The sequence below is a fragment of the Rhizobium sp. Root1203 genome, from assembly GCF_001424945.1.
Lineage (GTDB): Bacteria > Pseudomonadota > Alphaproteobacteria > Rhizobiales > Rhizobiaceae > Rhizobium.
Map to the genome: position 1 here is coordinate 1 of NZ_LMCW01000004.1, position 26,195 is coordinate 26,195.

General features: G+C 59.7%; 30 protein-coding genes. 13 read left to right on the forward strand and 17 right to left on the reverse strand.

All coding sequences use genetic code 11. The annotated features are described in order from the left end of the window. From ASC97_RS33775 to ASC97_RS05270, 4 genes are all read right to left on the reverse strand, one after another. Positions 1-122, reverse strand: a 122-nt coding sequence (locus ASC97_RS33775) for an FAD-dependent oxidoreductase (protein WP_156390313.1), incomplete at its 3' end; no start/stop codon positions are given. 21 nt (positions 123-143) lie between these two features. After that, a complete protein-coding gene (locus ASC97_RS05260) occupies positions 144-836 on the reverse strand; it encodes a dimethylsulfonioproprionate lyase family protein (protein ID WP_057467300.1) in 693 nt (230 codons plus the stop codon). A gap of 15 nt (positions 837-851) precedes the next feature. Next, positions 852-1,784 carry an electron transfer flavoprotein subunit alpha/FixB family protein gene (locus ASC97_RS05265; RefSeq protein WP_057467301.1) on the reverse strand — a complete coding sequence of 311 codons (933 nt, stop codon included), beginning with the start codon at positions 1,782-1,784 and terminating at the stop codon, positions 852-854. 32 nt (positions 1,785-1,816) lie between these two features. After that, a complete protein-coding gene (locus ASC97_RS05270) occupies positions 1,817-2,566 on the reverse strand; it encodes an electron transfer flavoprotein subunit beta/FixA family protein (RefSeq protein WP_057467302.1) in 750 nt (249 codons plus the stop codon). Between the two features lie 281 nt (positions 2,567-2,847). On the opposite strand from ASC97_RS05270, the gene ASC97_RS05275 reads away from it, so the two are divergent. The 8 genes from ASC97_RS05275 (at position 2,848) to ASC97_RS05310 (ending at position 11,432) form a co-directional block, all read left to right on the forward strand. Beyond that, positions 2,848-3,234 carry a RidA family protein gene (locus ASC97_RS05275; protein ID WP_057467303.1) on the forward strand — a complete coding sequence of 129 codons (387 nt, stop codon included), beginning with the start codon at positions 2,848-2,850 and terminating at the stop codon, positions 3,232-3,234. Between the two features lie 15 nt (positions 3,235-3,249). Beyond that, entirely contained in the window at positions 3,250-4,863 is a 1,614-nt protein-coding gene (locus ASC97_RS05280) for a phytoene desaturase family protein (protein WP_057467304.1), read from the forward strand. 191 nt (positions 4,864-5,054) lie between these two features. Further along, positions 5,055-5,846, forward strand: a complete 792-nt coding sequence (locus ASC97_RS05285; protein WP_057467305.1) for an SDR family NAD(P)-dependent oxidoreductase — start codon at positions 5,055-5,057, stop codon at positions 5,844-5,846. Then, a complete protein-coding gene (locus tag ASC97_RS05290) occupies positions 5,843-7,024 on the forward strand; it encodes an acyl-CoA dehydrogenase family protein (protein WP_057467306.1) in 1,182 nt (393 codons plus the stop codon). Before ASC97_RS05285 ends, ASC97_RS05290 begins: the two co-directional genes overlap by 4 nt. Continuing rightward, on the forward strand, positions 7,021-7,848 hold the full coding sequence (locus ASC97_RS05295; protein ID WP_057467307.1) for a polysaccharide deacetylase family protein: 828 nt from the start codon (positions 7,021-7,023) through the stop codon (positions 7,846-7,848). Before ASC97_RS05290 ends, ASC97_RS05295 begins: the two co-directional genes overlap by 4 nt. Before the next feature lie 58 nt (positions 7,849-7,906). After that, positions 7,907-9,430 (forward strand): class I adenylate-forming enzyme family protein, encoded by a 1,524-nt coding sequence (locus tag ASC97_RS05300; RefSeq protein WP_057467308.1) that lies wholly within the window; start codon positions 7,907-7,909, stop codon positions 9,428-9,430. Positions 9,431-9,451: 21 nt separating this feature from the next. Further along, entirely contained in the window at positions 9,452-10,891 is a 1,440-nt protein-coding gene (locus ASC97_RS05305) for an amidase (protein ID WP_057467309.1), read from the forward strand. A gap of 70 nt (positions 10,892-10,961) precedes the next feature. Next, positions 10,962-11,432 (forward strand): MaoC/PaaZ C-terminal domain-containing protein, encoded by a 471-nt coding sequence (locus ASC97_RS05310; RefSeq protein WP_057467310.1) that lies wholly within the window; start codon positions 10,962-10,964, stop codon positions 11,430-11,432. Positions 11,433-11,575: 143 nt separating this feature from the next. Here the strand turns inward: ASC97_RS05310 and ASC97_RS05315 are convergent, their stop codons facing one another. From ASC97_RS05315 to ASC97_RS05350, 8 genes are all read right to left on the reverse strand, one after another. Continuing rightward, on the reverse strand, positions 11,576-12,181 hold the full coding sequence (locus tag ASC97_RS05315; protein WP_057467311.1) for a TetR/AcrR family transcriptional regulator: 606 nt from the start codon (positions 12,179-12,181) through the stop codon (positions 11,576-11,578). Positions 12,182-12,466: 285 nt separating this feature from the next. After that, positions 12,467-13,279: a substrate-binding periplasmic protein gene (locus ASC97_RS05320; RefSeq protein ID WP_057467312.1), complete on the reverse strand. Its 813-nt coding sequence runs from the start codon at positions 13,277-13,279 to the stop codon at positions 12,467-12,469. Between the two features lie 31 nt (positions 13,280-13,310). Further along, the gene (locus ASC97_RS05325; RefSeq protein WP_057467313.1) at positions 13,311-13,970 is read right to left on the reverse strand and encodes an amino acid ABC transporter permease; all 660 of its coding nucleotides are present in this window, start codon (positions 13,968-13,970) and stop codon (positions 13,311-13,313) included. Then, the gene (locus ASC97_RS05330) at positions 13,967-14,611 is read right to left on the reverse strand and encodes an amino acid ABC transporter permease (protein ID WP_057467314.1); all 645 of its coding nucleotides are present in this window, start codon (positions 14,609-14,611) and stop codon (positions 13,967-13,969) included. The genes ASC97_RS05325 and ASC97_RS05330 overlap by 4 nt, the downstream gene beginning before the upstream one ends. Continuing rightward, positions 14,608-15,402 carry an amino acid ABC transporter ATP-binding protein gene (locus ASC97_RS05335; RefSeq protein ID WP_057467315.1) on the reverse strand — a complete coding sequence of 265 codons (795 nt, stop codon included), beginning with the start codon at positions 15,400-15,402 and terminating at the stop codon, positions 14,608-14,610. Before ASC97_RS05335 ends, ASC97_RS05330 begins: the two co-directional genes overlap by 4 nt. Positions 15,403-16,004: 602 nt before the next feature. Beyond that, positions 16,005-16,262, reverse strand: coding sequence for a DUF2312 domain-containing protein (locus ASC97_RS05340; protein WP_057467316.1), 258 nt, complete (start codon positions 16,260-16,262; stop codon positions 16,005-16,007). A 153-nt stretch (positions 16,263-16,415) separates the two neighbouring features. Beyond that, positions 16,416-16,721, reverse strand: coding sequence for a DUF1244 domain-containing protein (locus tag ASC97_RS05345; RefSeq protein ID WP_057467429.1), 306 nt, complete (start codon positions 16,719-16,721; stop codon positions 16,416-16,418). A 25-nt stretch (positions 16,722-16,746) separates the two neighbouring features. Beyond that, a complete protein-coding gene (locus ASC97_RS05350) occupies positions 16,747-17,538 on the reverse strand; it encodes an N-formylglutamate amidohydrolase (protein WP_057467317.1) in 792 nt (263 codons plus the stop codon). Positions 17,539-17,737: 199 nt separating this feature from the next. Here ASC97_RS05350 and ASC97_RS05355 point away from each other — a divergent pair, with 199 nt between their 5' ends. From ASC97_RS05355 to ASC97_RS05365, 3 genes are all read left to right on the forward strand, one after another. Beyond that, positions 17,738-18,223, forward strand: coding sequence for a DUF1036 domain-containing protein (locus tag ASC97_RS05355; RefSeq protein WP_113000462.1), 486 nt, complete (start codon positions 17,738-17,740; stop codon positions 18,221-18,223). Beyond that, on the forward strand, positions 18,223-19,662 hold the full coding sequence (gene pyk / locus ASC97_RS05360; protein ID WP_057467318.1) for a pyruvate kinase: 1,440 nt from the start codon (positions 18,223-18,225) through the stop codon (positions 19,660-19,662). The genes ASC97_RS05355 and pyk overlap by 1 nt, the downstream gene beginning before the upstream one ends. A 131-nt stretch (positions 19,663-19,793) precedes the next feature. Beyond that, a complete protein-coding gene (locus ASC97_RS05365; RefSeq protein WP_057467319.1) occupies positions 19,794-20,429 on the forward strand; it encodes a LysE family translocator in 636 nt (211 codons plus the stop codon). Between the two features lie 370 nt (positions 20,430-20,799). Here ASC97_RS05365 and ASC97_RS05370 read toward each other — a convergent pair whose 3' ends face one another. From ASC97_RS05370 to ASC97_RS05380, 3 genes are read right to left on the reverse strand one after another with little or no spacing between them, the layout of a single operon-like run. Further along, complete coding sequence (locus tag ASC97_RS05370) at positions 20,800-21,351, reverse strand: DUF4865 family protein (protein ID WP_057467320.1); 552 nt, start codon at positions 21,349-21,351, stop codon at positions 20,800-20,802. Further along, positions 21,348-21,749 carry a cupin domain-containing protein gene (locus ASC97_RS05375; RefSeq protein WP_057467321.1) on the reverse strand — a complete coding sequence of 134 codons (402 nt, stop codon included), beginning with the start codon at positions 21,747-21,749 and terminating at the stop codon, positions 21,348-21,350. The genes ASC97_RS05370 and ASC97_RS05375 overlap by 4 nt, the downstream gene beginning before the upstream one ends. Beyond that, positions 21,746-22,165 (reverse strand): tautomerase family protein, encoded by a 420-nt coding sequence (locus ASC97_RS05380; RefSeq protein WP_057467322.1) that lies wholly within the window; start codon positions 22,163-22,165, stop codon positions 21,746-21,748. The genes ASC97_RS05375 and ASC97_RS05380 overlap by 4 nt, the downstream gene beginning before the upstream one ends. Before the next feature lie 107 nt (positions 22,166-22,272). On the opposite strand from ASC97_RS05380, the gene ASC97_RS05385 reads away from it, so the two are divergent. After that, positions 22,273-23,205 (forward strand): LysR substrate-binding domain-containing protein, encoded by a 933-nt coding sequence (locus ASC97_RS05385; RefSeq protein WP_057467430.1) that lies wholly within the window; start codon positions 22,273-22,275, stop codon positions 23,203-23,205. A 78-nt stretch (positions 23,206-23,283) separates the two neighbouring features. Here the strand turns inward: ASC97_RS05385 and ASC97_RS05390 are convergent, their stop codons facing one another. Beyond that, on the reverse strand, positions 23,284-24,228 hold the full coding sequence (locus ASC97_RS05390) for a GlxA family transcriptional regulator (protein ID WP_057467323.1): 945 nt from the start codon (positions 24,226-24,228) through the stop codon (positions 23,284-23,286). Between the two features lie 119 nt (positions 24,229-24,347). On the opposite strand from ASC97_RS05390, the gene ASC97_RS05395 reads away from it, so the two are divergent. Beyond that, on the forward strand, positions 24,348-25,175 hold the full coding sequence (locus ASC97_RS05395; protein ID WP_057467324.1) for an SDR family NAD(P)-dependent oxidoreductase: 828 nt from the start codon (positions 24,348-24,350) through the stop codon (positions 25,173-25,175). Between the two features lie 35 nt (positions 25,176-25,210). Here ASC97_RS05395 and ASC97_RS05400 read toward each other — a convergent pair whose 3' ends face one another. Next, positions 25,211-26,185: a threonine ammonia-lyase gene (locus ASC97_RS05400; RefSeq protein WP_057467325.1), complete on the reverse strand. Its 975-nt coding sequence runs from the start codon at positions 26,183-26,185 to the stop codon at positions 25,211-25,213. Positions 26,186-26,195 lie beyond the last annotated feature (10 nt).

The window sequence follows — 26,195 nt, forward strand, 5'->3', positions numbered from 1 at the left end:
ACGGAGAGGTCGGGGTCGACCTGCTTCAGCCGGATCGCCGCCGACAGACCGGCAGGGCCGCCGCCGACGATCACCACGTCGAATTCCATGCTTTCGCGTTCGGGACTATCCAAATCGGCCATTGCCATTCCTTAGGTGGGACACTACGGGCGCTCGGTATTGCACCAGAGCAGCAGGAGAGGCTTTGTCGTGCACCGTATTCCGACAAGTTCCCCTGCGCCGCTGTAGCAGACGGCACCAAAGCCCGCTTTTGTCCAGCTCTCGCTTTCCCTGCAGAACTCCAGCGGCGAGAGGGAGAGAAACGCTCGCGCCTGATATTGCGTGTGATCGGGAAAGCGTGTGTAGGGAGCCATGATCGTCAAACCGATCCTGACATCGGTTCGTTCCTCAATTCCTCCGGGTCCAACGATGACGGCGTGCGCATGGGAACTTTCGAAGTTTCGGCTCGCAAATGGCCCACTCCGGCCTTGCGCCCAAACGAGATGCCCGGCCAACATGCGAAGATTGCGGGACAACTCGCCGAAGACGCCTTTCTGACGGTCGAGATTTCCAAGGGCGATATCCAGAATTCTCTGACTGTCTGGTGTCTGCGAACCCTCGCCCAGCGCGACTTGACCTTGTCTTATCAGCTTCTCAAAGACCTGTGCGGCGACGCGCATCGGCATCAGCGGCGTGTCCGGTGCAAGCATTGCGCTGCACATCGCGTTCACCATAAACTGCAGCGAAATCGGCCGCGATCCAGCGCGGCCACCGCCTGAATGCGTGGTGTTTGCGTCGTAGTCGAGCAAAAGCAGATCGTCACTCCGCGTCGGCGCTCTCCGATTGACCTGAGGCATTTGAGAGGCCCCCGCCTAAAGGCTCTTCTGCAGTTCGGGTAGAGCTTCGAAGATGTCGGCTACCAGACCATAATCGGCGACCTGAAAGATCGGCGCTTCCTCATCCCTGTTGATGGCGACGATCACCTTGGAGTCTTTCATCCCTGCCAGGTGTTGGATCGCTCCCGAAATCCCGCAGGCAATGTAGAGATCGGGGGCCACCACCTTGCCGGTCTGTCCGATCTGCCAGTCGTTCGGTGCATAACCGGCGTCAACCGCGGCACGGCTCGCGCCCACGGCTGCACCAAATTTGTCGGCGAGCGGAAGGATGACGTCCTCGAATCTCTCTTTGGAGCCGAGTGCGCGGCCGCCGGAGACGATAATCTTTGCGGACGTCAGTTCAGGACGTTCAGAAACGGAGAGCGAGTCTGCGACAAACGACGAGAGATCAGAAGAAAGGGCTGCCGCCGCCTGTTCAACGGCAGCAGCAGTCTGGCCTTGGGAGGCAGGCAAGAACGATGCGGTACGGACGGTGATAACCTGTTTCGTATCCGTGGTTTGAACCGTCTGTATCGCGTTGCCTGCATAAATCGGACGCTTGAAAGTATCGGGAGAAACCACCTCGATGATTTCCGAGACCTGCGCCACGTCCAAAAGGGCAGCTACGCGTGGCAAGACGTTTTTTCCGACGGAGGTCGCCGCAGCAATGATCGTGTCGTAAGGTTGAGCCAGCGACACAATCAATTCTGCCAGCGGTTCCGCCAGATTGTTCGCAAGCCGGTCGCTGTCGGCGAGGATAACTTTGGTCACGCCCGCAAGTCTGGCAGCCTGGTCGGCAACGGAGTTGACGTTCTGTCCCGCCACCAAGACATGTACATCGGGACCAATTCTCGCCGCAGCGCTCAACGCCTTCGCGGTCTGATCGGAAAGAGTTTGGTTGTCGTGTTCAGCCAAGAGGAGAATGGCCATAAAGTTGAGCTCCTTGATCCAGGCAGGTTGATTTAGAGAACGCCGGCTTCGGTTTTAAGCTTCGCCACCAGGTCCGCGACAGATGACACTTTGACGCCTGCCTTGCGACCGCTCGGCTCCTCGGTGGCTACAATTTTGAGCCGCGGGCTCGTGTCGACACCAAAATCAGCGGGCGTCTTTTTATCGAGCGGCTTCTTTTTCGCTTTCATGATGTTGGGCAGCGACGCGTAGCGGGGCTCGTTGAGGCGGAGATCGGCGGTGATCACCGCTGGAAGCTTGACTGCAATCGTCTGCAGTCCGCCGTCGACCTCGCGGACAACCTTTGCTTTGCCATCGCCGATCTCGATACTGGAGGCGAAGGTCGCCTGCGCTACACCCATCAGGGCTGCGAGCATCTGGCCGGTTTGATTCGAGTCGTCGTCGATCGCCTGCTTCCCGACGATGATCAGCCCGGGAGCTTCCGCGTCCGTCACGCCTTTCAAAATTTTAGCGACGGCGAGCGGTTCGACACTCTCTTCAGTTTCCACCAGGATAGCTCGATCCGCACCCATCGCCAGGGCGGTACGCAACGTCTCCTCAGCCTTTGGCGGCCCGATCGAGACGACAACCACTTCGGTTGCTTCGCCGCCTTCCTTCAGTCGAAGAGCCTCCTCGACGGAAATCTCGTCGAACGGGTTCATCGACATCTTTACATTTGCAAGCTCGACCCCGGACCCGTCAGCCTTGACGCGAATTTTCACGTTGTAGTCAACAACCCGCTTTACGGGCACGAGGATTTTCATCGATCCGACCTCACATATCTGGCTTCATCGCTGACGGCTCGCCATCAAATTTGCACTGAGGCTATCAAAACATACTAATAAGTCAAATGAAATGACCCAAAGGTCAGATTTAGTTTTTCTGGTGCCCGAGCGGTCCCAACGAGAGCGTTTCGAGACCGCGCCGGATAAAAACTGACTGTGAAGTATTTTTATTTGTACATTCAGTCAGATTCGCTGTACACTTCAGGCCATAGGAATTATGGTCGGGTCACAATCGATTAGGCCCTTGAAGGAGTTGCAGAATGTTGACAGCGGTAAACCCTCCCGGAAGCGCATGGCCGGGGGTCTCGCAGGGAATAATTCTGAGAGGCAGCGGTGTTTTCGTATCCACCGGCCATGTCGGGACCGATAGAGACGGGGAAGTCATCGTATCGTCCCCGGAGGACCAGGTTGTCGCTCTTTTCGAGAACCTGACCGCGACATTGGCGGCGGCAAATCTCGACTTCAGCCACGTTGCCAGAATGACGTGCTACGTGAGCAATCTTGACCCTGAGACGCTGGCGGCTATCCGGACTGTCCGGGCCCGCTACTGGAGCCAGGAATGCCCTCCCTCAAGCGTCATAGTCCAAGCAGCCCTGTACGATCCGCGTCTGCTCGTTGAAGCGGAAGTGCTTGCGGTCGTCCCGTAAAGTTCCGAGGGTGCGATGAAGAAATACGATGTCGTTATCATTGGTGGTGGCCACAACGGCCTGGTTTGCGCCTGTTATCTCGCCAAGGCAGGATTGAAGGTGTGCGTGGTGGAGAGGCAGCCATTCGTTGGTGGCGCGGCTATCTCACGCGAGGTCTGGCCCGGCTTTACCATCTCCGTGGCATCCTACTGGATGAGCATGCTGCAGCCGAAGATCATGCTCGACCTCGACCTGCAGAAGAATGGCGTCGAAGTCATTTCCGTCCCCCCGAGCTTCCATCCATTCGACAGCGGCAAGAGCATCATCTACTGGCCCGAGGAGCAGCGTTTCGTCGAAGAGCTGGCTCGGTTCTCGAGGAAGGACGCCGAGAACTATCCGAAATTCGCAGCTCACATGGCTGAGACCATACCGTATCTTCGGCGGCTGTTGTTCGAAACGCCAGTCGATCCGACGACGGGCAAGATTAAGGATATCGGGAAGGCGATGTCCCTCGCTTGGCGCATGCGCGACATCGGCGCACGCGTCTACGACGTATGGGATTTGCTTACGCTAAGCGCTGACGATTACCTGCGGCGCTGGTTTGAAAGCGATGAAGTCCTGACAGCATTCGGTAGCTACGCGTCCGGTTCCGCGGGCTTGATCAGTCCGAAGACGCAAGGGTCGGCATACGTGCTCGCTCGTCCTTACCTCCGTGACAACACGACGTCCGCCGGCGGCGGCGGCCTGATCAAGGGTGGAATGGGATCAATCTCCGAAGCTCTTTTGCGCGTCGCCAAAGGTCACGGTGTGGACGTCGTCACCGGGCAGATGGTCAAGAAAGTCGACATCAAAGACGGGAGGGCTGTCGGGATTGAACTTGCCGACGGCGAGCATATCGCTGCTCAGACGGTCGTTTCCAATGCCGGCGCGAAGATGACGTATTTTGACCTGATCGGCAAAGAGAACCTCTCCGAGGAGGTTAAGGGACAGGTCGAGCGTCACCGCACCAAATCGATCGCATTCAAGATCAACCTTGCCTGCAGCGCGTTGCCCCGCTGGACCGCCTACGATTCCCGTCATCTCAACGAAGCCAACCCAGGCTCGGTCACGCTTGCCGAAAACTCAGATGAGCTGGAAGATGCATTTCATACCGCTCAGAACGGCGAAATGTCAAAGCATCCATATCTGTGGATCACGACACCCAGTGCGTTTGACAAGACGGTTGCTCCGGAAGGGCAGCATGTCGTCCAGATCATGGGTGGCCACGTGCCTTACAAGCTGAACGGCCGCGAGTGGAACGAGGAGACCAAGAAGGAGCTTCTCGATATCGTTGTTCGCCAGATATCCCGATATGCCCCCGGGTTCGACAGGGAAGTGCTTCATGCGCAAATCCTGACGCCCAAGGACATCGAGGAGATGTTCGCGATGGTTGATGGACATGTCCATCATGGCGAAATGAGCCTCGATCAGGTGTTCTTCCGTCGGCCAATTCAGCACTACGCGGACTACAGAACTCCGATCAAGGGAATGTACATGTGCGGCGCAGCCTGCCACCCGGGGGGCGGTGTGAACGGCGTTCCCGGGCACAACGCAGCACGGGAAATCATTCACGATCTCGGAAAGAAATTTCCAGCTGCCGTTCGGCCCTGATTTCCGCCAGCGGCGGCCTGGAGGCCGCCGCTGCATAGCCTTTCGAAACGATTCACATGAAGCAGCTCAACCACTTTTATGTTGCTTGGAGACAGCTTCGTGATTATCGTACCGATAGTTCAAATTTGCATACTTTGTGGTATGCGCGGGGCGAATAACGCACCTGGGCTGGCACAATGCGGGAGAATCGAATGACCGATTTAAATGGCCAAGTCGTTGTAATCACGGGCGGTGAGACAGGAATCGGTCGCGCTTCCGTAGAACTGATGGCGCGGAAAATGGCTACCATCGTGATCGGCGGCGTTCTCGATAGCGAAGGCGAAGCCACCGTTGCCGCGGTTAAGGCCAACGGCGGCAAGGCCAGATTTTTTCGCACGGACGTTCGGCAGCGGGAGCAGGTGGAAGCCTTGATCGACGGCGCAATCAGGGATCACGGAAAGGTGGATGCCCTGATCAACAATGCTGCCGTCTTCGATGGCTTCGTCAACGTTCTTGAGACGACCGACGGGCTTTGGGAGCAGATTATGAACGTGAACCTTCGGGGTCCGTTCTATGCCTGCCGCTCGGTAATTCCGCACATGCTGAAAGCCGGCAAGGGAAAGATCATCAACGTCTCTTCGATCGGCGGCATCGTGGGCTATGCCGACGGTCCTGCCTACACCGCATCCAAGCACGGCCTCATCGGCTTTACCAAGCAGATTGCCTGCGAATATGCGGACCGGGGCATCGCAGTGAACGCGGTGTGCCCCGGCGCAATCGACACGAACGTTCGCGGAAATTCGGCGAAGCTCCTTGAAGAGCATGCTCCTGCAAAAATGAGCGGTGCAGGCTCCGACAACAGCTGGCTTCAGCGCGTCGTCCCGGCCGGTCGCAAGGGAAAGCCAGAGGAAATCGCAGAGCTGATCGCTTTCCTGGTCTCCAATCAGGCAAGTTACATCAATGGTCAGTCATTTGTCATCGACGGGGGTTGGACAGCGAAATGAACTACGAGCAATTCACACCCGAAGAAAACGAGATCGTTTCGACGGTCGAACGCTTCATCGAAGAGCGGGTCAGGCCCAATGTCGCGGCTCTCGAACGGGACGGAAATTATCCCCAGGCGATCGTCGATGGCATGCTCGAACTTGGACTCTTCGGCATTGCGGTTCCGGAAGAGTTCGGTGGTCTTGGCTTGCGCGTCCCGGTGTTTGCCGCCGTCATGGAAGTGGTTGCTCGCGGATGGACAACGCTTGCGGCCTACATCAACAGCCATTCGACGGTCGCCTATGCCATTTCGCACTACGGGACCGATGAGCAGAAGGAGGAGTATCTTCCCGGTCTGGCCGTCGGCGAGCATAGAGGCTCGCTATGCCTGACGGAACCGGGCTGCGGATCCGACCTTCAGGCAATTCGCGCCAATGCCGTCGGTCAAGGCGACAGCTATAACCTGACGGCGAGCAAGACGTACGTGACCAACGGCGACAAGGCGACGTTGCTTCTTACGCTGGTGAAGCATCCCAAGGAGAGCCCGGACGCCAAGCAGGCATTCAGTCTGCTGATCGTCGAGAAGGCCTGGCCTGGGGTGAGCGTCACAACGACCTTCCATAAAATGGCGTTCGGACTCGTCGATACAGTGCAGATCGAAATGGACTCCGTTGCGGTGCCGAAGGCAAATCTTCTTGGCGGTGCGGAGGGCAAGGGCTTCCACCATCTGTTCGATTCCCTGGAAATTGGCCGGATCGCCATCGCCATCAGCGCGGTGGGTCTTGCCACGAACGCGCTATCCGAGGCGAAGCGGTATGCCTCTGAACGGGTGACCTTCGGCGTCACCATCGACAAACACCAGGCAATCCAGTTCAAGCTCGCGGATATGGCGACCAAACTCGTGACCGCGCGACTGCTGACGATGGAGGCGGCGTGGATGAAAGAGCGAGGCGGTCGTTGCGACATGATCAGTGCGATGGCGAAGATGTATGCCAGCGATGCGGCGGTTGAAATCGTCCACGAAGCCGTGAAAGTCCACGGTGGTGCAGGGTATATTCAAGAGTACGCCGTCGAAAGACTCTATCGTGAAGCTCTTCTCTATACGATTGGAGAAGGCACCAACGACATCAACAGGATCGTTATCTCGCGTCGTCTGAACGGCGATGAGGAGCAGGCCTATCTCGGATTGGTGTCATGACGACGGTTTGTCTCACCTTCGATTTCGACGCCGTATCGCTGTGGATCAGCTCCTTGAAGCAAACCACCGCAAATCCGATGTCTCGCGGCGAGTTTGCGCCTCGGGTGGGCCTCCCTCGCGTGCTTGAACTGCTCTCGGCGAAGGCCGTGAAGGCGACGTTTTTCGTCCCTGCCCATACCGCCGTCTCGTTCAACCGGGAGACACTGCGAATTCTCGAAGACGGTCACGAAATCGGCATGCACGGATACTGCCACGAGACGCCGGTCGGTTTGAGCAAGAGCGACGAAGCCTCCTTGCTTGACCGCGCGCTTGCCAAGCTGCGCAACGCGCTTGGGCAAGACTTCTCACCCGCAGGCTATCGATCCCCGGCGTGGGATTTGTCCGAGAACTCCGTGGCGCTGCTCGAAGAGCGCGGCGTTCTCTACGACAGCAGCCTGATGGCAGACGACTACAGGCCTTATTGGGCTCCCAGGGGATATCAGGTCTCCGAAGAGAGTTACCAGCCTGGCCCGCCGTCAAAGGTGGTCGAAATTCCGGTTGCGTGGGAGTTGGACGATTTCCCGCACTTCATGTTCCTGAACAAGCCGCTCTATCTCGGAATGAGGACGCCGGCGGAAGTCTATGAACTTTGGCGCGAGGAGTTCGACTTCTCGACGACAGTTTCGAACTCCGTATTCACGCTGACGATGCATCCCGAGATCATTGGTCGCGGACCACGCATTTCGATGCTGTCCCGGCTGATAGACCACATGAAGTCGGTACCGGGCACACAGTTTTCGACGGTCGCGGATGCCGCTCGCGCCTGGAACCACAAGACCGGTTGATGCCGGGGCATGAAACCGCGCGGAAGCGACACAACGACACGCAATAGAGGGTTCAGACGTGACACAGACTTCCGAGACACCGTTTGCTTCGGTTTTTGCGGCCTTAGAGGCCTCGGTTCGGACGAACCCGGGAAAAGTTGCGATCGTATTCGAGAACGAACAGGTCGCCTACCAGCAGCTGCTCGAACGCATTGAAAATACGGCGCGGCATCTCCGGCTCAGGGGTATCGGCAAGGGGGATACCTTCGCGGCATTTGCGCAGAACCGCCCAGAGTTGCTTTACTGCTACTACGCTGCGGCGATGCTCGGTGCGCTTTTTGTTCCGCTCAACCCGAATTTGACGCAGAGCGAGGTTGAGTACAGCTTCGGTCACAGCGGCGCGAAGGTGCTGTTTTACGATGACGTCGTTGCCCAAACTGCCAAGGGTGCGGTTGCGGACGATGCCCTGATTCCGATGGCACGACTGGCAGAAATCCTGCCCAAGACCGAGATCGTGCGTGAACCGGTTCAATCGGACGACGACTTCCTCATCATCTATACATCTGGCTCCACGGGAACACCGAAGGCGATCGTTCTCGATCATGAAGCGCAGGTAGGCTGCCCGATCGCTTTGTCCAGGATGTGGGGCGTCACGGGAGCAGACAGAACATTGGTTGCGCTACCGCTCGGCTATCTCTACGGCCTGTCGACGGCGGCGGCTGCAGGCCTGCAGGCTGGCGGGACGGTCGTGATCCTGCGGCGCTTTCATCCACGCGAGGTTCTTGAAGCGTTCATCGAGCACAAAGCTTCCGTTTTCCACGGCGTTCCGACGATGTTCTCGATGATGCTCGAATATTGTGAGCAGCGTGAGCTGCAGTTCGATCTCAGTGGAATGCGAAAGCTGATCTGTGCGGGTGCCCCGCTCTCGGAGGAGATGGCTCGCCGTTTTACTGGCAAGTTCAGCAAGGAACTCGAAAACTACTATGCGCTCACCGAGTGCACCCCGGTGTTCGGGCGCTATTTCGACGACACTCACGCGTTGCCTGAGGGGTCCATCGGGCGAGCGGCTCCGGGAGCTGCGGTCAAGGTTCTCCGTGTCGACGGTACGGAGTGCGATGTGAACGAAGACGGCGAGCTCTTGGTGCGCGCTGCCGCAACAATGAAGCGCTACCTGAAGAACCCGGAAATGACGGAGGCATCCATGATGGACGACCTGTTCCGAACCGGCGACCTCGTGAAGCGGGACGAGCACGGCTTCTTCTACATCACCGGCCGGATCAAGGAGATCATCATTCGGGGCGGCGCGAATATCTCGCCATCCGAAGTCGAGAAGGTGCTGATCTCTCATCCCGGCGTCCAGGATGCTGCCGTCATCGGCATGGCAGACCGGATTTTCGGTGAAATACCGGTTGCTGTCGTTGTTCGCCGTCACGGATCCGACGTCACCCAGGAAGAACTCGTGGCGCACGTCGAGAGCCTGCTCTCCGACTTCAAAGTACCCCGCACGATCTTCTTCGAAACCGAACTGCCCCAGGGCAAGACCGGAAAGACCGACAAGCGGGTTCTCAGGGAACGCTTCGAACCGCTTATGGCGGCAAGCTGACCGATACGGGAAGGCATCGCGATGGAACGTTCAGAATATCAAATGCTTGACGGCCTGAGTCTCGCAACATTGCTTCGTTCGAAGCAGGTTTCGCCTGCTGAACTTATGCAGTGCGCCGTAGCCTTGGGAGAGGCGTCTGATTGCGAGTTCAATTCGCTCTGCTATGTGAGGGCGGACGAGGCATTGGCTCTCGCGGAGAAAGCGGAATTGAAGGGCCAGTTCGGCGCTTTGCCCTTCCTGTTGAAGGATTCCGGGCTTGCCTCGACCTACCTGAGATCAAGCGTTGGATCGCGGCTATTTGCCGATCTCAAGTCTCCTGTCAACGCGACCCTCAATGAGCGCTTCATCGCCGACGGGTTTATTTCGTTCGGCCGCACAACGGTGCCCGAGTTCTGCATGGCGCCAACAACGGAAGCCGTCCAGAACAACGGTCCGACCCTCAATCCGTGGGACAAGACCAGGTCTGCCGGAGGGTCGAGCGGCGGAGCCGCCGTTGCCGTGAGCACCGGCGTCGTTCCGATCGCGCACGGCAGCGATGGCGGCGGCTCAATACGCATCCCGGCCGCCTGCTGCGGCGTCTATGGGTTGAAGCCTTCGCGTGGTCTGGTTCCCATGGGACCTTGGCGCGGGGAGGCCTGGGGAGGACTGGCGGCGGATGGCGTTTTAACCAGGACCGTCCGCGACACGGCCGCCGCCCTGGACGGCATCGTTGGCATGGAGCTAGGAGCGCCCTATGCCGCGCCTGAAATTCCGGGAAAGTACCTGGACCTGATCGACCGGCCGTTCACGCGACCCCTCAAGATCGCAAAATGGACAGGTGCTTTCGACGACATACCGGTCGCTGAAGAATGCGTTGCAGCGGTTGAAGCTACCGCAAGGCTCCTGAAGGACATGGGGCATGACGTCGTCGAGGCTCCTCTACCCGAGATCAAATACAAGAGCTTCCTGAGGTCGCATCAAGACGTTCTTGCCGCGAGCGTGACGCTGACGGTCAACGGGAAGCTCCGCTCCAGCCCTGACGACGGCTGGCGCGAAAAGCTCGAGCCGGCAATGGTTGACGCGTACGACCTTGGAAAGGCACTGAGTGCAGAAACGTATGCACTGGCGATAAACCGCTTCCACACGATTGCACGCCAGATGGAACTCTACATTTCAGACTACGATTTTATCTTGTCGCCGACACTGACCCAAATGCCTGCAAAGCTCGGCACGCTGACCATGGCAAACGACTTCAGAACGTTCCGCAACAGGGTAGGCGACTATACGACTTTCCTTGCCATCATCAACGCATCGGGACAACCGGCAGCGAATGTTCCGGTCTACTGGACACGCGATGGTTTGCCTGTCGGTATCCAGCTGATCGGCCATTTTGGCAGGGAAGCCGACGTCTTGAGGCTGTCTGCCCGGCTCGAAGAAGCGTCGCCGTGGATCGAACGCTACAGGAGACGAGGCGAACAATAATTACCACGACACCGCCCTCACCATTCAGCCTAAAAAAAGACGAACAGGTATTCAAATCCAAGGAGACATCATGAGCACCACCCTTAACGTAGGTCCAAACGCAAAGTTTTTCGACGATTTTGAGGTCGATCAAAGCTGGACGACCCCACGTCGCACGATCACCGAGACCGATATCGTGATGTTCGCTGGCATGACCGGCGATTTCAATCCGGTTCACACGGATGAAGAGTTTGCGAAGACGACCCCATTTGGCACCCGTATCCTCCACGGGCCTGCGGTGTTCGCAATCGCGACCGGCCTTGAATTCCGTCTCGGTCTGAAAGAGGGCACAGCGATTGCTTTTCTTGGAATGACCTGGGACCTGAAGGCTCCAGTCAAGATCGGTGACACCATCCATGTCTACCAGAAGGTTGCGGCTATCCGCCCGACGAAAAATCCGTCGCGCGGCATCGTCAATTTCTGGGTCGAAGTCCGGAACCAGGAAGGCACTGTATGCCAGGAAGGCGAATGGAAGGTGATGTTCCATTCGCGGGCAGCATAAGATACGCATCACGAGATACGCATCACGCTCTGCCACCGGATGTCGGTGGTGGGGCGTTTGTCTGCCATCGGCGGCCCGTGATCGCACGGGCTCAACGGCCGTAGACGGCCCAAATGTTCAATTCTTGATCTGTCTATGATCCGCTACGCGCGGCAGCCATTGAGAATAATCTCGACGTAGTGATTTGCCACGTCCTCGGGAGACAGCGGTCCCTTGGGCTTGAACCACGCATGCGTGAAATTGCACATGCCGATGATCGAGCTGACGATGAGGTACGTCGGGATGTCCCTGAAAATTCCAGCTTCGACGCCCCTAACATACGCATCTTTAAACAGCTGATCGTATTCGCGCTTGCGCTTCACAATGATCTTCTGCTGATCGTCGGTAAGCTCGCCCTGGTCGCGGAAATAAATCGCGGTCCAGGCAGCACGGCCCATGACGTTGAGTGCGTGCTTCCTGATCATAGCTCCAAGGAGCTGGTCCGGCGGCTGATCCGCCTCGATGATGGCGGTCATGTCTTGCCACCAGGCTTCATGAATTCGCTGGAAGATTTCCCACAAGACCTGGTTTTTGTTCTTGAAGTAGTAGTAGACGACCGATTTGGTGTATCCGAGGCTCGATGCAATGTCGTCGATGGTAACGGCACGAATGCCCGTCTCGGCGAAAAGCGTTGCTGCGGCGGTCAGGATTTCCTCCTGCACATAGGCCTGCTTCTTCGCTTTCAGCTCTTCGCGCACCTTCAAATTCATTCTTGCCTCGTGCTCAGTTGTTTCAACGATGACGGCTGCCAAGACGGTTCAGATTGGTTGGCTCGACCAGCGGTGGACCTCGACAATCGAATTAGCAACAACACGTACAAAGCAAACTTACAAAATTTTTGACCGGACAGTCAATTGATTCGGCCGAAAGGAATGAGATAGTGGTGAGTGCGTGTGCAAATTGCATGTGAATACGCCAGTTTTCCGGAAGCGCCGGCATTCGCAGGCCTTCGGCTTTGAAGCCGCGCGTGGGGAACGCACGGCTTCCTGTCTGGTTTACTTGGTCAGGCGTGGCTCGCCTACGTCGCCAACCTTCTTGTCGAAGCCGACTTTTTCCAAGGCCTCGACGATAGCATCATGCTGCTTGGCAACGCTTGCATCCAATGCTTTTCCCAGCGAGTCGTTGCCCTTGGTATAAAGCAGGCCCGCCTGCGGAGGCGTGATCGACGCCTGAACACGATCGTCGGGCTGTGCCAGCTTGATCGCAATGCCTTTGTAGCCCCCAGAAGTCTTCTGGACATACACGCCATAATTGTAAGCGTCAACACCGACGTCGATCCGGCCAGCTTCCAAGTCTTGTGCGAGCGCGACGGCGGTCGGGTAGAGCTTGAGCTTGCCGCCGAGAAGCGTCTGCAATTCAGGCACCCAGAGATAACCCTGAACCGTGCCGACGTTCTTGCCGATAAGCGCTTCGACCGTGTCGACGCCGTCCTTGGAGAACATTCCCATGGGGTCCAGATAGGTCGGAGCGGAGATGCCGAGAACCTTGGAACGCTTCTCCGTGCGGTTCCAGCTTCCAATCGCGACGTCTGCCTTACCTGCAACCACAGCCTGGATCGTCGCGGCAGGGTCCATCACCAGGGGAACAACTTCCAGGCAATTTTCCTTCGCTGCCTTTTCAATGATGTCCGGATCAATTCCGCTGATCTTCCCGTCGGAGGAAACCGCTGTAAACGGCGGATAGTCATAGGCCGCTACGGTCAGCTTCCCTTCCGTAATGGTCGTTACCGGGTTCGCGCAATCGGCCGCAAAGGACGAAGAAACACTTGCCATTAACGCGATTGCCAATGGAGCGAGCACCTTTTTCATGTTCATCTTCCCTCTGTAGGGTTGGTTCGGCTTAGGCAGCATGCCGGCCTAAGCGTCGTTCCAGAAATGCCACTGCAATTGTCGCGGGGATGCAGATGGCGGCGTAGAGTATGCCCGCGAGTAGAAGGATCGGGAGATACTGGAAGGTCGTCGTCCCAATCATGTATGCCTGCGAAAGCAGCTCGGGCAACGCAATTGCAAAGCAAAGGGAGGTTGCCTGAAGCATTAGAATTGAAAATCCGAGAAGGGCGGGCGCGGCAACACGGAGGCCTTGCGGCACGATCACGAATCGCAGCGCGTCCATGGGTGTGAACCCGACGGCTACGGCCGCTTCCTTCTGCCCGTGCGGCACTGCCTCCAGGCCCGCTCGGATGATCTCACTGGTGTAGGCTGCGGTCGTCCACGACAGAGCAGCAGCGGCAGCCCCGAATGACGAAAGGCTGATGCCGGCGTTGGGAAGGCCGAAGTAGGCAAACTGCAGGAGAATGAGCGCTGGCGCTCCGCGTCCGATTTCGACGATCGCCATCGAGATCGCGCGGACGGCAATCGACTTTCCCTGCACCCCGAGCGCCAGAAAGAGGCCTAACGGCATCCCGATAAAGAGAGCTAGCCCGGTGACCTGCAAGCTGACGATCAGGCCGTCAATCATGAGGGGAAGGTTCTCTTGCCAAAAAACAAGAAGGTCAGTCATCGGGCCACCTTCGCTCTCATGACGCTGTCGCTATACCGTGCCAGTGCGGCAACCGGCAGGCTGATAAGAATGTAAAGAAGCCCAGCGACGGCGAAGACTTCCAACCCCTCGAATTGTCTTCGGGACACGAAGTTCGCCTGGAAGGCCACTTCAGCGACACCAACTGTCGAAGCGATGGCCGAGTCCTTGAGCAGACCGATAATGTAGCTCGTTGCCGACGGAAGGATAACGCGAACCAGCTGCGGGGCCATGATGTCGAAGAAGACAGACCACCGGGGCATGTTCAGAGCGTGGGATGCCTCCCATTGGCCGACATGAATGCTTTTCAGGGCGCCCCGATAGATCTCGGCCATGTTGGCACCGGTGATGATTCCCAGTGCGACGATTGAAGCCTCGATTGGTCCAATCCGGAGGTATCCCGAGCCGATCCCGAAATAGAGGAAGAACAGGCACACGATCGGCGGTATGGAGCGGAACGTCAGGATGATGGCTGTCGCGAGATAGTGCAGGAGCCGAGACCGCGAGACGTTCATCGCGCACAAGGGAATGCCGAGGAGCGCACCGAACACAAAGGCACCTGCCGTGATGGCGAGCGTCCAGGGAATACCGCTCAGAATGATGAAGAGTGATTCCGTGTTCATCGATTTTTGACCGCCTGCAGGAAGCGTTGGGCACGTTCGCTTTGCGGATTGCGCATAATCGACGCACTCGGCCCTTCTTCGAGGATGCGACCGTCCGCCATGATGATGACGCGGTCGGACACCGTCTCGGCAAAATGCATCTCGTGGGTGACGACGATCATCGTCATCCCGCCTTCTGCCAGCTCCTTCATGACCGCGAGAACCTCAAGGCCGAGTTCCGGATCAAGCGCCGAGGTGGGCTCGTCAAACAGCATGATTTTGGGATCGAGGGCGAGGGCCCGGGCAATGGCGATACGCTGCTGCTGACCGCCGGAACACCGAACGGGGTATTGATCAGCCTTGTTCAGGAGTCCAACGCGTTCGAGAAGCGCAAGAGAGCGCTTGTCGGCTTCAGCCTTGCTGCGTCCAAGAACCCGTTGCTGAGGAAGGCTCACATTCGTCAGGACCGATAGATGTGGAAACAGGTTGAACGACTGAAATACCATGCCAGCGGCACGGCGCAGGTCGGTGAGCTGCTTCTTTGTTGCCTGCTTGCCGGCGTCCAGGGTTATGCCGGCTATGCTGATCGAACCGTTTGTCGGAGGTTCAAGCTGGTTGAGGCATCGAAGGAGCGTACTTTTGCCAGAGCCGCTCGGACCGATAATTGCAACAACCTCACCGGCCTTCATCGTGAAGTTGATATCTTCGAGCACCGTGTGGTTTCCAAAAGCTTTGGCCACGTTCGACACCCGGACAATCTCTTCGCGTTGTTCGGGTTGGTTGGTGTGGGATTGCTCGGTCATCAAGGACATTCTTTCAACCTGCCTGCCGCCATGGGGCTTACTTGGGTTCGTACTACGCGACCGCGATCCGGCGTCGAGGCGTATGATTTCGGACAAAATCGACTCCCTTCAGTCTGCCGCTCCGGTCCGTCCCAGTTATTGTTTTCTGATCGGAGAGTTTTAAAAACTGACTGGTGAGTATAAAGACATATTCACCGTTCGAATGCAACGACTTTGTTTCGCGGGCGCCAGCCGATCATCGCAGGGCGCAAACGTCCACGCCCAATGCCGCGATGGCCTGGAAGTCTATTCTGGCGCGATCAGCGCAAGCGCCTCGGCAGCGGCGGCGCAATTCAAGCTACTGGTCGAAAACGAAAAAGCGCCGCGAATTGCATCGCGACGCCGTTTCAGAGATCAGACATGTATTGGGGGGGGGCATCGATCCAGGGACGCTGCCGATGCATATGGAAAGGCGCTCGTTGGAAACACCAACCGGCAATGGCGGGATTGAGCTCTACGCCAGGCGGAGGCGATGTCTCGAGGTGACAGCCCGTAGACTGTCATAAATGCAGGATTTCGGCATCGACATGAATGAAAGAAGGCGGCTCCATCCGCCCTCCTTCAGCTTGTCGTCATTCCATGCCGAGTGCGGCCATGTAGGTCTGGAGGATCGACTCTTCTTCGAGACGCTCGTTGGCGTCCTTCTTTCTGAGGCGAAGGATCGTCTTCATCGCCTTGGTGTCGTAGCCGCGGCCTTTCGCTTCGCCGAACACTTCCTTGATGTCGTCGGCGATGGTCTGCTTTTCTTCCTCCAGTCGCTCAATGCGTTCGATGAAGGCTCGCAGTTCGGCTGCTGCTACCGTCTCGGTTCCGGTCGCTATCTCGTCCATGGTCTAAGTCCTTTCGTCAGCGGCGGCGAAAACGACGCTGGGCACCGGCAATGCCGCGAGCATCAGACATCGTGTTCTCCTGAGTGTGGAATTCGGATGGCGTTGACTGCCGTGAAGCGTGGTCGCGGTCAAGCCGATTCGAGGAGGAGGGCTCTATTTGTGCGGTTTGTTCAGCTCAAATGCGGCTTTTTGATCGACGGAGGCTTCGTTCTGGTGAAGGTCCTTCCACTCCCCGTAGGGCATGCCGTAGACGATCTCGCGCGACTCGTCCCTGGAGATTGCGACGCCGTCGGCCTCGGCCGCCTCGCGGTACCAGTTGGACAGGCAATTGCGGCAGAAGCCGGCGAGATTCATCAGGTCGATGTTCTGGACGTCGGAGCGTTCGCGCAGGTGCGCAACGAGCCTGCGGAACGCCGCGGCTTCGAATTCGGTCTGCTGTTCCTTGCTGAGTGCGGTCACGTCGCTCTCCGTCATCGTAGGTTCTTCATTCGTAGGGACCGGTCCGCGATACATGCACATTATAGACGTGCAATGCCGGATCGGCATTGATTGTTTCGAAGATCGGCGCAAGCCGGCCGGTCCAGGCCGCGACGCCGATATCGTCGCCGATCAGGTCCTGGCGCACCTCGAGCAAGGCATGGGGGATGCCGGTCAGCATGCAGTGCCGGTACATCGTATCGCCTTTCAGGGCGCCGTCGTAGGGTTCGTTGTCGCCGACGATCAGATCGGAATCGCCGCGGAGCAAGTCGAGCAGCGGTGTGACCGCGCGTCGATCGCTGTCCCAGAGCACCGCTGCATGCCACGGGCGAGGCACGCCCTTCCAGGCCGGCGTGTAGGAATGCAGCGAAAACACGAGCGGCGCCTTGCCGGTCCGGTTCGCCACCTCGTCGATCGTCCGGCTGACAGCATTGTGATAGGGGCGATGGAACGCCTCGATGCGGCCATTCCACTCCTCGGCGCTGATCGGATGGTTGCCCGGAACGATAGCGCCGTCGGAGATCTTCATGATCAGCGTCGGATCGTCCTCGCCGCGGTTCGGATCGATCAGCAACCGTGAAAAGCCGCCAAGAACGGCAGGCACGCCAAGCCTTGCGGAGAGTGCGCGCACCAGCGCCTCAATGCCGATGTCATAGGCTATATGGCGGGCAAAGGCGCTTTCCGGAAGCCCGAGCCTGCCGTAGTGCTGCGGCAGGCGGTTCATGGCGTGATCGCCCAGGAGCACCATTCCCCTGTCATGATTTCCGGCTAGGATTTCGAAGGATTTGAAGGCGGTCATAGAGGAAATTGCCGATCGAGGTTTGCAAGCATGTCTCTGATCGCACGGGCAAAGGAGAGGTTCAAGCGTACTCGGCAATCAATCATTGCGGCAATGGTTGCGGCAGGGTCGGCAAAGCGGAATATAATCGATTAGCATTGCGTTGACTTTCGCCGGGAGGCAGCGCAAGAAGGCACAACAACTGATAACCGGGAGCCAATTGGAAGTCGTGTTGATCCAGACCGCGCCAAGTTTCCTTACGCGTTCCGGGCCGCTTGCCCGTTTTGCCCTTTTCATTCTTGCGGCGTTTTCGCCGTTCTTTATTGCCGATGTGGCCCGCGCCGATTTTCGCGTGTGCAATGGGACGCAGAATCTGGTGGGCGTGGCGATCGGGTATCGAGCCAAGGACGGCTGGATGACGGAAGGCTGGTGGCAGGTGCCGGCAACGACCTGCGCGACACTGATCGAGGGGGAGCTGCAGTCCCGATATTACTACCTCTACGCAGAAGACGCCGCCCGGGGAGGCCGATGGACGGGTGACGTGCAGATGTGCGTGGCGGAGAACGAGTTCAAGATCACGGGTGTCAACGATTGTTACGCCCGTGGCTATCAGAAGATGGGTTTCAAGGAATATGACACGGGCCGCCAGGGTAGCTGGATGGTCCAACTCTCCGATACCCCAGGCACGCAAGAAAGCCCGAATTGATGAAGCGCAACCGCAAAGTTAAAATCCTCGCCACCCTCGGACCGGCCTCCTCCGAGGAATCGATGATCGAGAAGCTGCACCAGGCCGGTGCCGACGTTTTCCGCATCAACATGAGCCATGCCAGCCATGACGTGATGCGGTCGCTGATCAAGCGCATCCGCTCCGTCGAGGCGCGATCCGGCCGTCCGATCGGCATTCTCGCCGACCTTCAGGGGCCGAAGCTGCGCGTCGGCAAGTTTGCCGAAGGCAAGGTCGATCTGAAGCCGGGCGATACCTTTACGCTCGACAACAAGGACATCCCCGGCGACGCCACCCGCGTTTACCTGCCGCATCCAGAGATCCTGGAATCCGTGAAGCCCGGCCACCGCCTGCTGATCGACGACGGCAAGCTGGCGCTGCGCGCCGACAAGTGCGACGGCAAGAGCATCGTCACGACCGTCATTTCGGGCACCAAGATTTCCGACCGCAAGGGCGTGAGCCTTCCCGACACCCTGCTCACCGTCGGCGTGCTGACGGACAAGGATCGTGTCGACCTTGCTGCCGTCCTCGAGACCGACGATGTCGACTGGGTGGCGCTTTCGTTCGTACAGCGTCCGGAAGATCTGGCCGAAGTGCGCAAGATCGCGCGCGGCCGCGTCGGCATCATGTCGAAGATCGAAAAGCCGCAGGCGATCGAGCGGATCGAGGAGATCATAGAGCTATCCGACGCGCTGATGGTCGCCCGTGGCGATCTCGGCGTCGAAATGCCGCTCGAATCCGTCCCAGGGATCCAGAAGCAGCTGATCCGCGCCTGCCGCCGTTCGGGCAAGCCGGTCGTCGTTGCCACACAGATGCTGGAATCGATGATCACGGCGCCGGTGCCGACGCGCGCCGAAGTGTCCGACGTTGCGACTGCCGTATTCGAAGGTGCTGACGCCGTGATGCTGTCGGCCGAATCCGCGTCCGGCGACTATCCGGTCGAAGCCGTTTCGACGATGGCGTCGATCGCCAGCGCCATCGAGCGCGAGCCGCACTATCCGGGCATCATCTACGCGCAGCGCGCCCAACCCGAGGCAACCGGAGCAGATGCGATTTCGCTTGCTGCCCGCCAGATCGCCGAAACGCTGCGGCTGTCGGCCATCGTCTGTTACACCTCGTCCGGCACGACCGGTCTGCGCGCCTCGCGCGAGCGTCCGCAGGTGCCGATCCTGGCACTGTCGCCGGTCATCCAGACCGCGCGCCGCCTGGCAATCGTCTGGGGCCTGCACTGCGTCGTCACGCATGATGCGACGGATCTCGACGACATGGTGAACCGTGCCTGCCGCATCGTGGCCGACGAAGGCTTCGGCAAGCCGGGCGACCGGATCATCATCTCGGCCGGCGTACCGCTCGGAACGCCCGGTGCCACCAACATGCTCCGCATCGCCTATATCGGCTCCGACGGCCAGAGCGGTATCTGAGATCGTCGCTATCGATTGAAGCATAGCCCGCGGCCTGAGAAGGCGGCGGGCTATTTTCTTGTGAACTCCCCTGATGTTGCGGGCTGCGGCTGCATATGCAAGGTTCTGTTATCAACGCCGGGGAGGGCATCATGCATATACTCACGCTTCTCGCATTCGCGGCCGTTTCCTTTGTCGCCATTGCGACGCCGGGGCCGACGGTGCTTCTGGCGCTGACCAACGGCTCGCGCTTCGGCGTGCGCCGCGCGAGCGCCGGGCTGGTGGGCGCGGTCCTTTCAGACTTCGTGCTGATCGGCGCCGTCGCAGTCGGACTGGGTGCATTGCTGGCCGCCTCGGAATTCTGGTTCGCGATGCTGAAATACGTCGGCGCTGCCTATCTCGCCTTCCTCGGCATCATGATGTTGCGTTCGAAAGGGACGTTCGATGCGGCTTTGAAACCGGGCGGACAGGCAGGCGGCGGATCGTTGCTATCGATCGGCCTGAAGAGCTTCATGGTCGCTGTCACCAATCCCAAGGGATACCTTTTCTTCTCCGCCTTCCTGCCGCAGTTCATCGATCCGATCATGCCGCAGGCGACACAATATGCGCTGCTGGCGCTGACCTTCGCTTCGCTCGATTTCCTCATCATGCTCGGCTACGCGATCTTCGGCTCGCAGGCCGTCCGGTTGCTGAAGACGGCAGGGGCGGTTTGGATCGAGCGCGCCTGTGGTGGCGCGCTGCTCGCCTTGGCCGGATCGCTTGCGCTGTATCGCCGGGCGACGGTCTGATCCAGGCGTCCCGCGACATGACCCCGTCCTATGCAATTCTTTAGGTTTCACGGCGGGTTTCAATTAAGTCGGGAGCACTACACCAATCTCCGGAGCGGGGAGGGAAACCTGACTAACGCCGAATCCAGAACTGGCCGCACAAGAATTTGTGCCTCCTTGGGCGGCTAGTCTCGTTGTGCCCTCGGCGATTGTGCACGCATACTGCGACGAGTATTTTTGAAAAGTATGATTTAATCTTAAGGTATATTAAAAATACCGAATATAATTCTTGATTTATAGCTTTGGCGATGCGCTTCGGGGAAAAAGCGTTCGTTGGAAACCGTCGCACGCCGCAGACTGGGGTTGATCGCGACCCGCTCTTCGACGGGTCCTAGGGCGTGGACACGTGGCCGACGCGATAGATCTGGCCGTTGCCGGCAATCAGCGGTGCGGCCCGGTGAAGGCTGAAGCGAACGATTGTCCAGGTCGTCGGCTCGAAGGCCGAAACGGTGGCCAGGACGTCGTTCTGTCGCGCCTCACCCTGCGCGCGCTTGCTCTCCGCTTCCCTGAGTTGCGCGAGCGACGCATAGGGTTCGATTGGGAAGACCTCCCGGGTGGCGAATTTTGCATCGGTGACGTCAGGCGCCGTTTCGGCGTGCCAGACGATCCAGGTCACGACTCGCGGCCAGCCGAAGGATTGCGTCAATGCCTCGAAACCGGAGCCGGCGAGGAAATCGCTGGCGCCATCCGGCTGCTGCCAGAGATAGAACGGCGCATAGAGATTTTCGAGCGAACCGAACTCGCCCCTGCGGGCGCTGAGATAGGCCTTGAAGCCAAGGTTCGGAAAGCCGTCGAGCATTGGACCCTTGTCGCGGATGCGGCGGTCGACGATCGACATGTCGTAGTCGGCAGGCAGGGTGAAGCTGTACTGCATGGCGATCATCGCGGGGCCTCCACCGGTTCCAGCCAATCGACGAAGCGGCCGGCTTCGGCCGCCTGGATGCTGACGTAGCTGAAGGGGCTGTCTGCAGCGGCGCCATGCCAGTGCTTTTCGCCGGCGGCAAACCAGACGGCGTCGCCGGTGCGCAGTTCCTCGACGTGGGCGCCGTCGCGCTGGGCGAGACCCTTGCCGGCGAGAACATAGAGCAGCTGACCGCGCGGATGTGTGTGCCAGCTGGTGATCGTGCCGGGCTCGAGGCTGGCGCGCATGGCGGTGTTCTCGCCGTCTGCACTGCCCTCCAGCAGCATCTCCACCCAGAACGGCGCTGTCCCGGCGCCCTGCGGCGAACGGACGGCGTTGCCGGGGCGGCGGATTGTCATGCGATCGGGATTGCCGTTCATACCGCCGCCTCCATTGCACGGATCTCCCAGCCGGGCTCGGTCATCTGCTGTTCGCCGTTGCCGAACGACCACTCGTCCGGTGACGTCGTCGTCACGACGATCATGACGTCCTCCGGTCTGAGGCCGGGGGACTGTCCGAGCAGTTCGACGGCGCGCTTGAAGAATGCCTTGCGCGTTTCCGTCGAACGCGGCTTGCCGGCGGTAATGGCGAAGAGCACGAAGTCGTCTGAGCGCGGACCGGCGAGATAGTTCCGGTCGAAGATCAACTCGGCGGGTTCGTGCTGATGGAAAACCTGGAAGCGGTCGGCGGGCGGCACGTTGAACGCCTCGACCATGGCGCGGTGGATACTGTCCGAAATTGCCCTCAGATGCTCGGGCGACTTGCCTTTCAGAAGCGAGATACGAACGAAGGGCATGGAAGCCTCCTTGATTTGAACTCTTGACAGCAGGAGGATCGCACGACACGTTAATACATAAAATCAGAATTTTTTGAATTTATGATCCTGAAAATGTGGACGATATGATGCGCCGGACAATCTTCGATCTTGATGTGCTGCGAACCTTCGCGACCGGTATAGAACTCGGCAATTTCGCAAGGGCTGCGGACCGGCTTGGCCGCTCGACCTCGGCAGTCAGCGCGCAACTGAAGAAGCTTGAGGAGCAGGCAGGCACGCCGATCTTCCGCAAGGCGGGGCGCGGGCTTGCGCTGACGGAAGCGGGCGAGACGATGCTGACCTATGCGCGGCGACTGTTGGAATTGAACGACGAGGCCGCGGCTGCCGTTTACAATGTCGAGCTGGAAGGCTGGGTACGGCTCGGCCTGCAGGAGGACTTCGGCGAGAACCTGCTGCCCGAGGTGCTCGGCCGTTTTGCGCGGGCCCATCCGAAGGTGAGGATCGAGGCGCGTGTCGTGCGCAATGCGGAGCTGATGGAACGCGTAAGATCGGGCAAGCTGGACCTCGCGCTGGCCTGGAGCGACGGCAGCCTGACGCCGCATTGCATGCCGATCGCCGAAGTGCCGATGTGTTGGATCGGCCCGGCCTCCGGGCCGTCCGAATGGAGCGCCGAGAGCGGCGAGCCGTTGCCGCTCGCATCGCTCGAAGCGCCATGCCTGTTGCGGACGGCCGCGATCAAGGCGCTCGACGCGGCTGGAATCTCCTGGCGGCTTGCTTTTGTCAGCCCAAGCCTTGGTGGGCTTTGGGCCGCCGCCGCCGCAGGCCTCGGCGTGACGATCCGCACGCCGATCGGCCTGCCCGATAAGGTCAAGCCGCTGATACCAGATGAAGCCGGTCTGCCGGCGCTGCCACGGCTCGGCCTCGTGTTGCATCGCGCCGAAGCCGAGCCCGGTCCGGCGACGGCGCGACTGGCGGAGCTCGTCCTGCAGTCGGTACGGGGAGCACTTGGCAACGCCCTCCCTACTCCGCTCGTGGAGCAGGGAACTCGAAGAGTCGGGTGAGGGGCGTGGCAACACCGTTGACGCTCGGTTGCGTTCCTTCTCGCTGAGACGAGATGAAGCTGCCCGCCGGGCGGGCGCTCATTTCTGGAACTCTCGCTGCGCATTGCGGCGGATTGCCTGTGGGGGCTGGCCGAAGGCGCGGACGAAGGCGCGGCGCATGCGCTCGCGATCGGCAAAGCCGGTTTCCGTGGCGACGACATCGATCGGGTGCCGACCCTGTTCCATCATCAGCCGCGCGGCCTCCAGACGCAGGTTCTCGACAGCCTTGGCCGGCGATTGTCCGGTCTCGGAGCGAAAGGCACGGCTGAACTGGCGGGGGCTCAGATGCACCTCCTCGGCAAGCTCTTCGACGGAAAGGATGTTCTTCAGATTGCCCCGCGCGTAGGCGAGTGCCTTCTGGATGCGATCCGACTTCGGCTCCAGTTCCAGCAGGGTCGAAAACTGCGATTGGCCGCCGGCGCGGCGGTGATAGACGACCAGCTTGCGGGCAACGGAGCGGGCGACGTCGGGTCCTTGATCCTTTTCGACCATGGCGAGCGCAAGATCGACGCCCGCCGTCATGCCGGCGGATGTCCAGACCGAACCGTCGATGATGAAGATGCGGTCTTCCTCGATCTTGATCCTGGGATAGCGGACCTGCAGCTCGCGGGCGAGAAGCCAGTGGGTCGTTGCGCGGCGGCCGTCCAAGATGCCGGCCTCGGCCAGGAAAAAGGCGCCAGTGCAGATCGAGGCAACGCGGCGGGAACTGCCGAGCGCCGCGCGAATGAAATTGCTCTCGGCCTCGGTCGGCAGCATGATGCCGGGGGCGCCTGAGATCATCAGCGTGTCGAACGCCGGATCGCCGAACGGCTCTGTGTCGATGGACATTCCGAAGGAGCTGGGCACCTGGCCGCCGGTCCTGGAGAGATAGCGGATCCCGTATGCTTCGCCCCCAAGGTCGATATTGGCGAATTCGAAGACGGAGACGGCAGCCAGGCTCATAACCTGGAAGCCGGGGAAGAGGAGAATGGCGATCGTCTGCATAGACGTAAACTCTCGTTGTCCTAAAAGGTGGTATATATGACATTTAGGCCGCCGGCAATTCAGCGTAGAGTCTTCCCACGTGAACGGCAGGGGCCGGCGCAAACAGAAGGAAGAAAGCGATGACACAGATATCCCAGACGGGAGCATCCCAGTTACTGGCATCCAAGGGCACGGCGCTGATCACCGGTGCCTCGTCGGGCATTGGCGCGGTTTACGCGCAGAGGCTCGCCACGCGCGGCTACGACCTCATACTTGTCGCGCGCAATGCGGAACGGCTCTCGGCGCTTGCGAGCCGCCTGACCGAAGAGACCGGCCGTACGATCGAAACGGTCACGGCCGATCTCGGCGACCAGGCCGATCTGCTTCGTGTCGAAGCGGTGCTCAAGACCGACCGGAGCATTACGCTGCTGGTTAACAATGCAGGCGTCGGCGGAACGGCACCGCTGCTTTCCTCCGACGTCGACAAGATGCAGGCGATGATCGAGCTCAACGTCACGGCGCTGACGCGGCTGACCTATGCCGCCGTACCCGGGTTCGTTGCCCGCGGCGGCGGATCGATCGTCAACGTTGCCTCGGTCGTCGCCATCGCGCCCGAAAGGCTGAATGGCGTCTACGGCGCCAGCAAGGCCTTCGTGCTTGCTTTCAGTCAGTCTCTCAAACACGAGCTGGCGGACAAGAACATCCGTGTGCAGGCGGTGCTTCCGGGCGCGACCGCGACCGAATTCTGGGCAATCGCGGGCACCCCCGTCGAACATCTGCCCTCCGAGATCGTCATGTCGGCCGAGGACATGGTCGACGCCGCGCTGGCAGGTCTCGATCAAGGCGAATTCGCAACGATCCCGGCCCTGGAAGACGCGGGATTGCTGGAAGCCTATGAAGACGCGCGTCAGGCATTGGTTCCACACCTGTCACGCTCCGCGGCTGCGCGGCGTTACACGTCAGCCTGATGCAATCGTGGTGGAGAGCGGGCTTCGGTCCGCTCTTATCCGTGCAGCGCGAGCGCCTTGGCGAAGACGTCGGCATCGACGTTGCCGCCCGAGGTGACGACGATGGCGTCTTCTTCGTCCAGTTGCTCGCCATGGAAGAGGGCTGCGGCAAGCGCCACGGCACCGCCCGGTTCGACGACGATCTTCAGCCGCGTGAATGCAACTGCCATGGCGCGCAGTGCCTCGTCGTCGCTGACCACGATGCCGGCACCGGAAAGCCGCCTCAGGATCGGGAAGGTGATGTTGCCGGGCTGCGGCGTGATGATCGCATCGCAGATCGAGCCGGTCAGCGTGGCATTGCGTTCGATCTGGCCCGAGGCAAGCGAGCGCGCCGTATCGTCGAAGCCGTAGGGCTCACAGGGGCGCACGCGGAAGGTCGGAGCGCTTGCTTCGAGCGCCAGCGCGATGCCGGAGCTCAGGCCGCCTCCACCGCAGGGTACCAGAACCTCGGCGGCCCTTACGCCTTCTTCCTCGGCCTGCTCGGCAATTTCAAGACCCGTCGTTCCCTGTCCGGCAATCACCTGTGGTTCGTCGAAGGGCTTGATCAGCGTCAGCTTGCGCTCAGCCGACAGCTCGGCGCCCAGGGCGTCGCGGTCCTGGGTTGCGCGGTCGAAGAGAACGACCTCGGCACCCAGCGCACGGGTGTTGGCGATCTTCAGCTTGGGAGCGTCCGAGGGCATGATGATGACGGAGGGGACTCCGTGCAGCTTGGCAGCAAGGGCGACGCCCTGCGCGTGGTTACCCGATGAGAAGGCGATGACGCCGCGGGCGCGGACAGCCGGATCGAGCGAGGAGACCGCTGCCCACCCGCCGCGGAATTTGAAGGAGCCCGTATGCTGAAGGCATTCGGCCTTCACAAAGATGCGCCGTCCGGCAATGTCGTTGAGGAACGGGGACGAGAGAAGCGGCGTGCGGCGTGCGTGTCCGCGCAGGCGGGCGCGGGCTGCGACGATCATTTCAATGCTGGCCATGGAAGCTCTT

Excerpts from the sequence above, each read along its gene's own strand:
- ASC97_RS05260 (WP_057467300.1), bottom strand. The coding sequence starts at position 836 with ATGCCTCAGGTCAATCGGAGAGCGCCGACGCGGAGTGACGATCTGCTT.
- ASC97_RS05265 (WP_057467301.1), bottom strand. The coding sequence starts at position 1,784 with ATGGCCATTCTCCTCTTGGCTGAACACGACAACCAAACTCTTTCCGAT.
- ASC97_RS05270 (WP_057467302.1), bottom strand. The coding sequence starts at position 2,566 with ATGAAAATCCTCGTGCCCGTAAAGCGGGTTGTTGACTACAACGTGAAA.
- ASC97_RS05275 (WP_057467303.1), top strand. The coding sequence starts at position 2,848 with ATGTTGACAGCGGTAAACCCTCCCGGAAGCGCATGGCCGGGGGTCTCG.
- ASC97_RS05280 (WP_057467304.1), top strand. The coding sequence starts at position 3,250 with ATGAAGAAATACGATGTCGTTATCATTGGTGGTGGCCACAACGGCCTG.
- ASC97_RS05285 (WP_057467305.1), top strand. The coding sequence starts at position 5,055 with ATGACCGATTTAAATGGCCAAGTCGTTGTAATCACGGGCGGTGAGACA.
- ASC97_RS05290 (WP_057467306.1), top strand. The coding sequence starts at position 5,843 with ATGAACTACGAGCAATTCACACCCGAAGAAAACGAGATCGTTTCGACG.
- ASC97_RS05295 (WP_057467307.1), top strand. The coding sequence starts at position 7,021 with ATGACGACGGTTTGTCTCACCTTCGATTTCGACGCCGTATCGCTGTGG.
- ASC97_RS05305 (WP_057467309.1), top strand. The coding sequence starts at position 9,452 with ATGGAACGTTCAGAATATCAAATGCTTGACGGCCTGAGTCTCGCAACA.
- ASC97_RS05310 (WP_057467310.1), top strand. The coding sequence starts at position 10,962 with ATGAGCACCACCCTTAACGTAGGTCCAAACGCAAAGTTTTTCGACGAT.
- ASC97_RS05315 (WP_057467311.1), bottom strand. The coding sequence starts at position 12,181 with ATGAATTTGAAGGTGCGCGAAGAGCTGAAAGCGAAGAAGCAGGCCTAT.
- ASC97_RS05320 (WP_057467312.1), bottom strand. The coding sequence starts at position 13,279 with ATGAAAAAGGTGCTCGCTCCATTGGCAATCGCGTTAATGGCAAGTGTT.
- ASC97_RS05325 (WP_057467313.1), bottom strand. The coding sequence starts at position 13,970 with ATGACTGACCTTCTTGTTTTTTGGCAAGAGAACCTTCCCCTCATGATT.
- ASC97_RS05330 (WP_057467314.1), bottom strand. The coding sequence starts at position 14,611 with ATGAACACGGAATCACTCTTCATCATTCTGAGCGGTATTCCCTGGACG.
- ASC97_RS05335 (WP_057467315.1), bottom strand. The coding sequence starts at position 15,402 with ATGTCCTTGATGACCGAGCAATCCCACACCAACCAACCCGAACAACGC.
- ASC97_RS05340 (WP_057467316.1), bottom strand. The coding sequence starts at position 16,262 with ATGGACGAGATAGCGACCGGAACCGAGACGGTAGCAGCAGCCGAACTG.
- ASC97_RS05350 (WP_057467317.1), bottom strand. The coding sequence starts at position 17,538 with ATGACCGCCTTCAAATCCTTCGAAATCCTAGCCGGAAATCATGACAGG.
- pyk (WP_057467318.1), top strand. The coding sequence starts at position 18,223 with ATGAAGCGCAACCGCAAAGTTAAAATCCTCGCCACCCTCGGACCGGCC.
- ASC97_RS05365 (WP_057467319.1), top strand. The coding sequence starts at position 19,794 with ATGCATATACTCACGCTTCTCGCATTCGCGGCCGTTTCCTTTGTCGCC.
- ASC97_RS05370 (WP_057467320.1), bottom strand. The coding sequence starts at position 21,351 with ATGATCGCCATGCAGTACAGCTTCACCCTGCCTGCCGACTACGACATG.
- ASC97_RS05375 (WP_057467321.1), bottom strand. The coding sequence starts at position 21,749 with ATGAACGGCAATCCCGATCGCATGACAATCCGCCGCCCCGGCAACGCC.
- ASC97_RS05380 (WP_057467322.1), bottom strand. The coding sequence starts at position 22,165 with ATGCCCTTCGTTCGTATCTCGCTTCTGAAAGGCAAGTCGCCCGAGCAT.
- ASC97_RS05385 (WP_057467430.1), top strand. The coding sequence starts at position 22,273 with ATGCGCCGGACAATCTTCGATCTTGATGTGCTGCGAACCTTCGCGACC.
- ASC97_RS05390 (WP_057467323.1), bottom strand. The coding sequence starts at position 24,228 with ATGCAGACGATCGCCATTCTCCTCTTCCCCGGCTTCCAGGTTATGAGC.
- ASC97_RS05395 (WP_057467324.1), top strand. The coding sequence starts at position 24,348 with ATGACACAGATATCCCAGACGGGAGCATCCCAGTTACTGGCATCCAAG.
- ASC97_RS05400 (WP_057467325.1), bottom strand. The coding sequence starts at position 26,185 with ATGGCCAGCATTGAAATGATCGTCGCAGCCCGCGCCCGCCTGCGCGGA.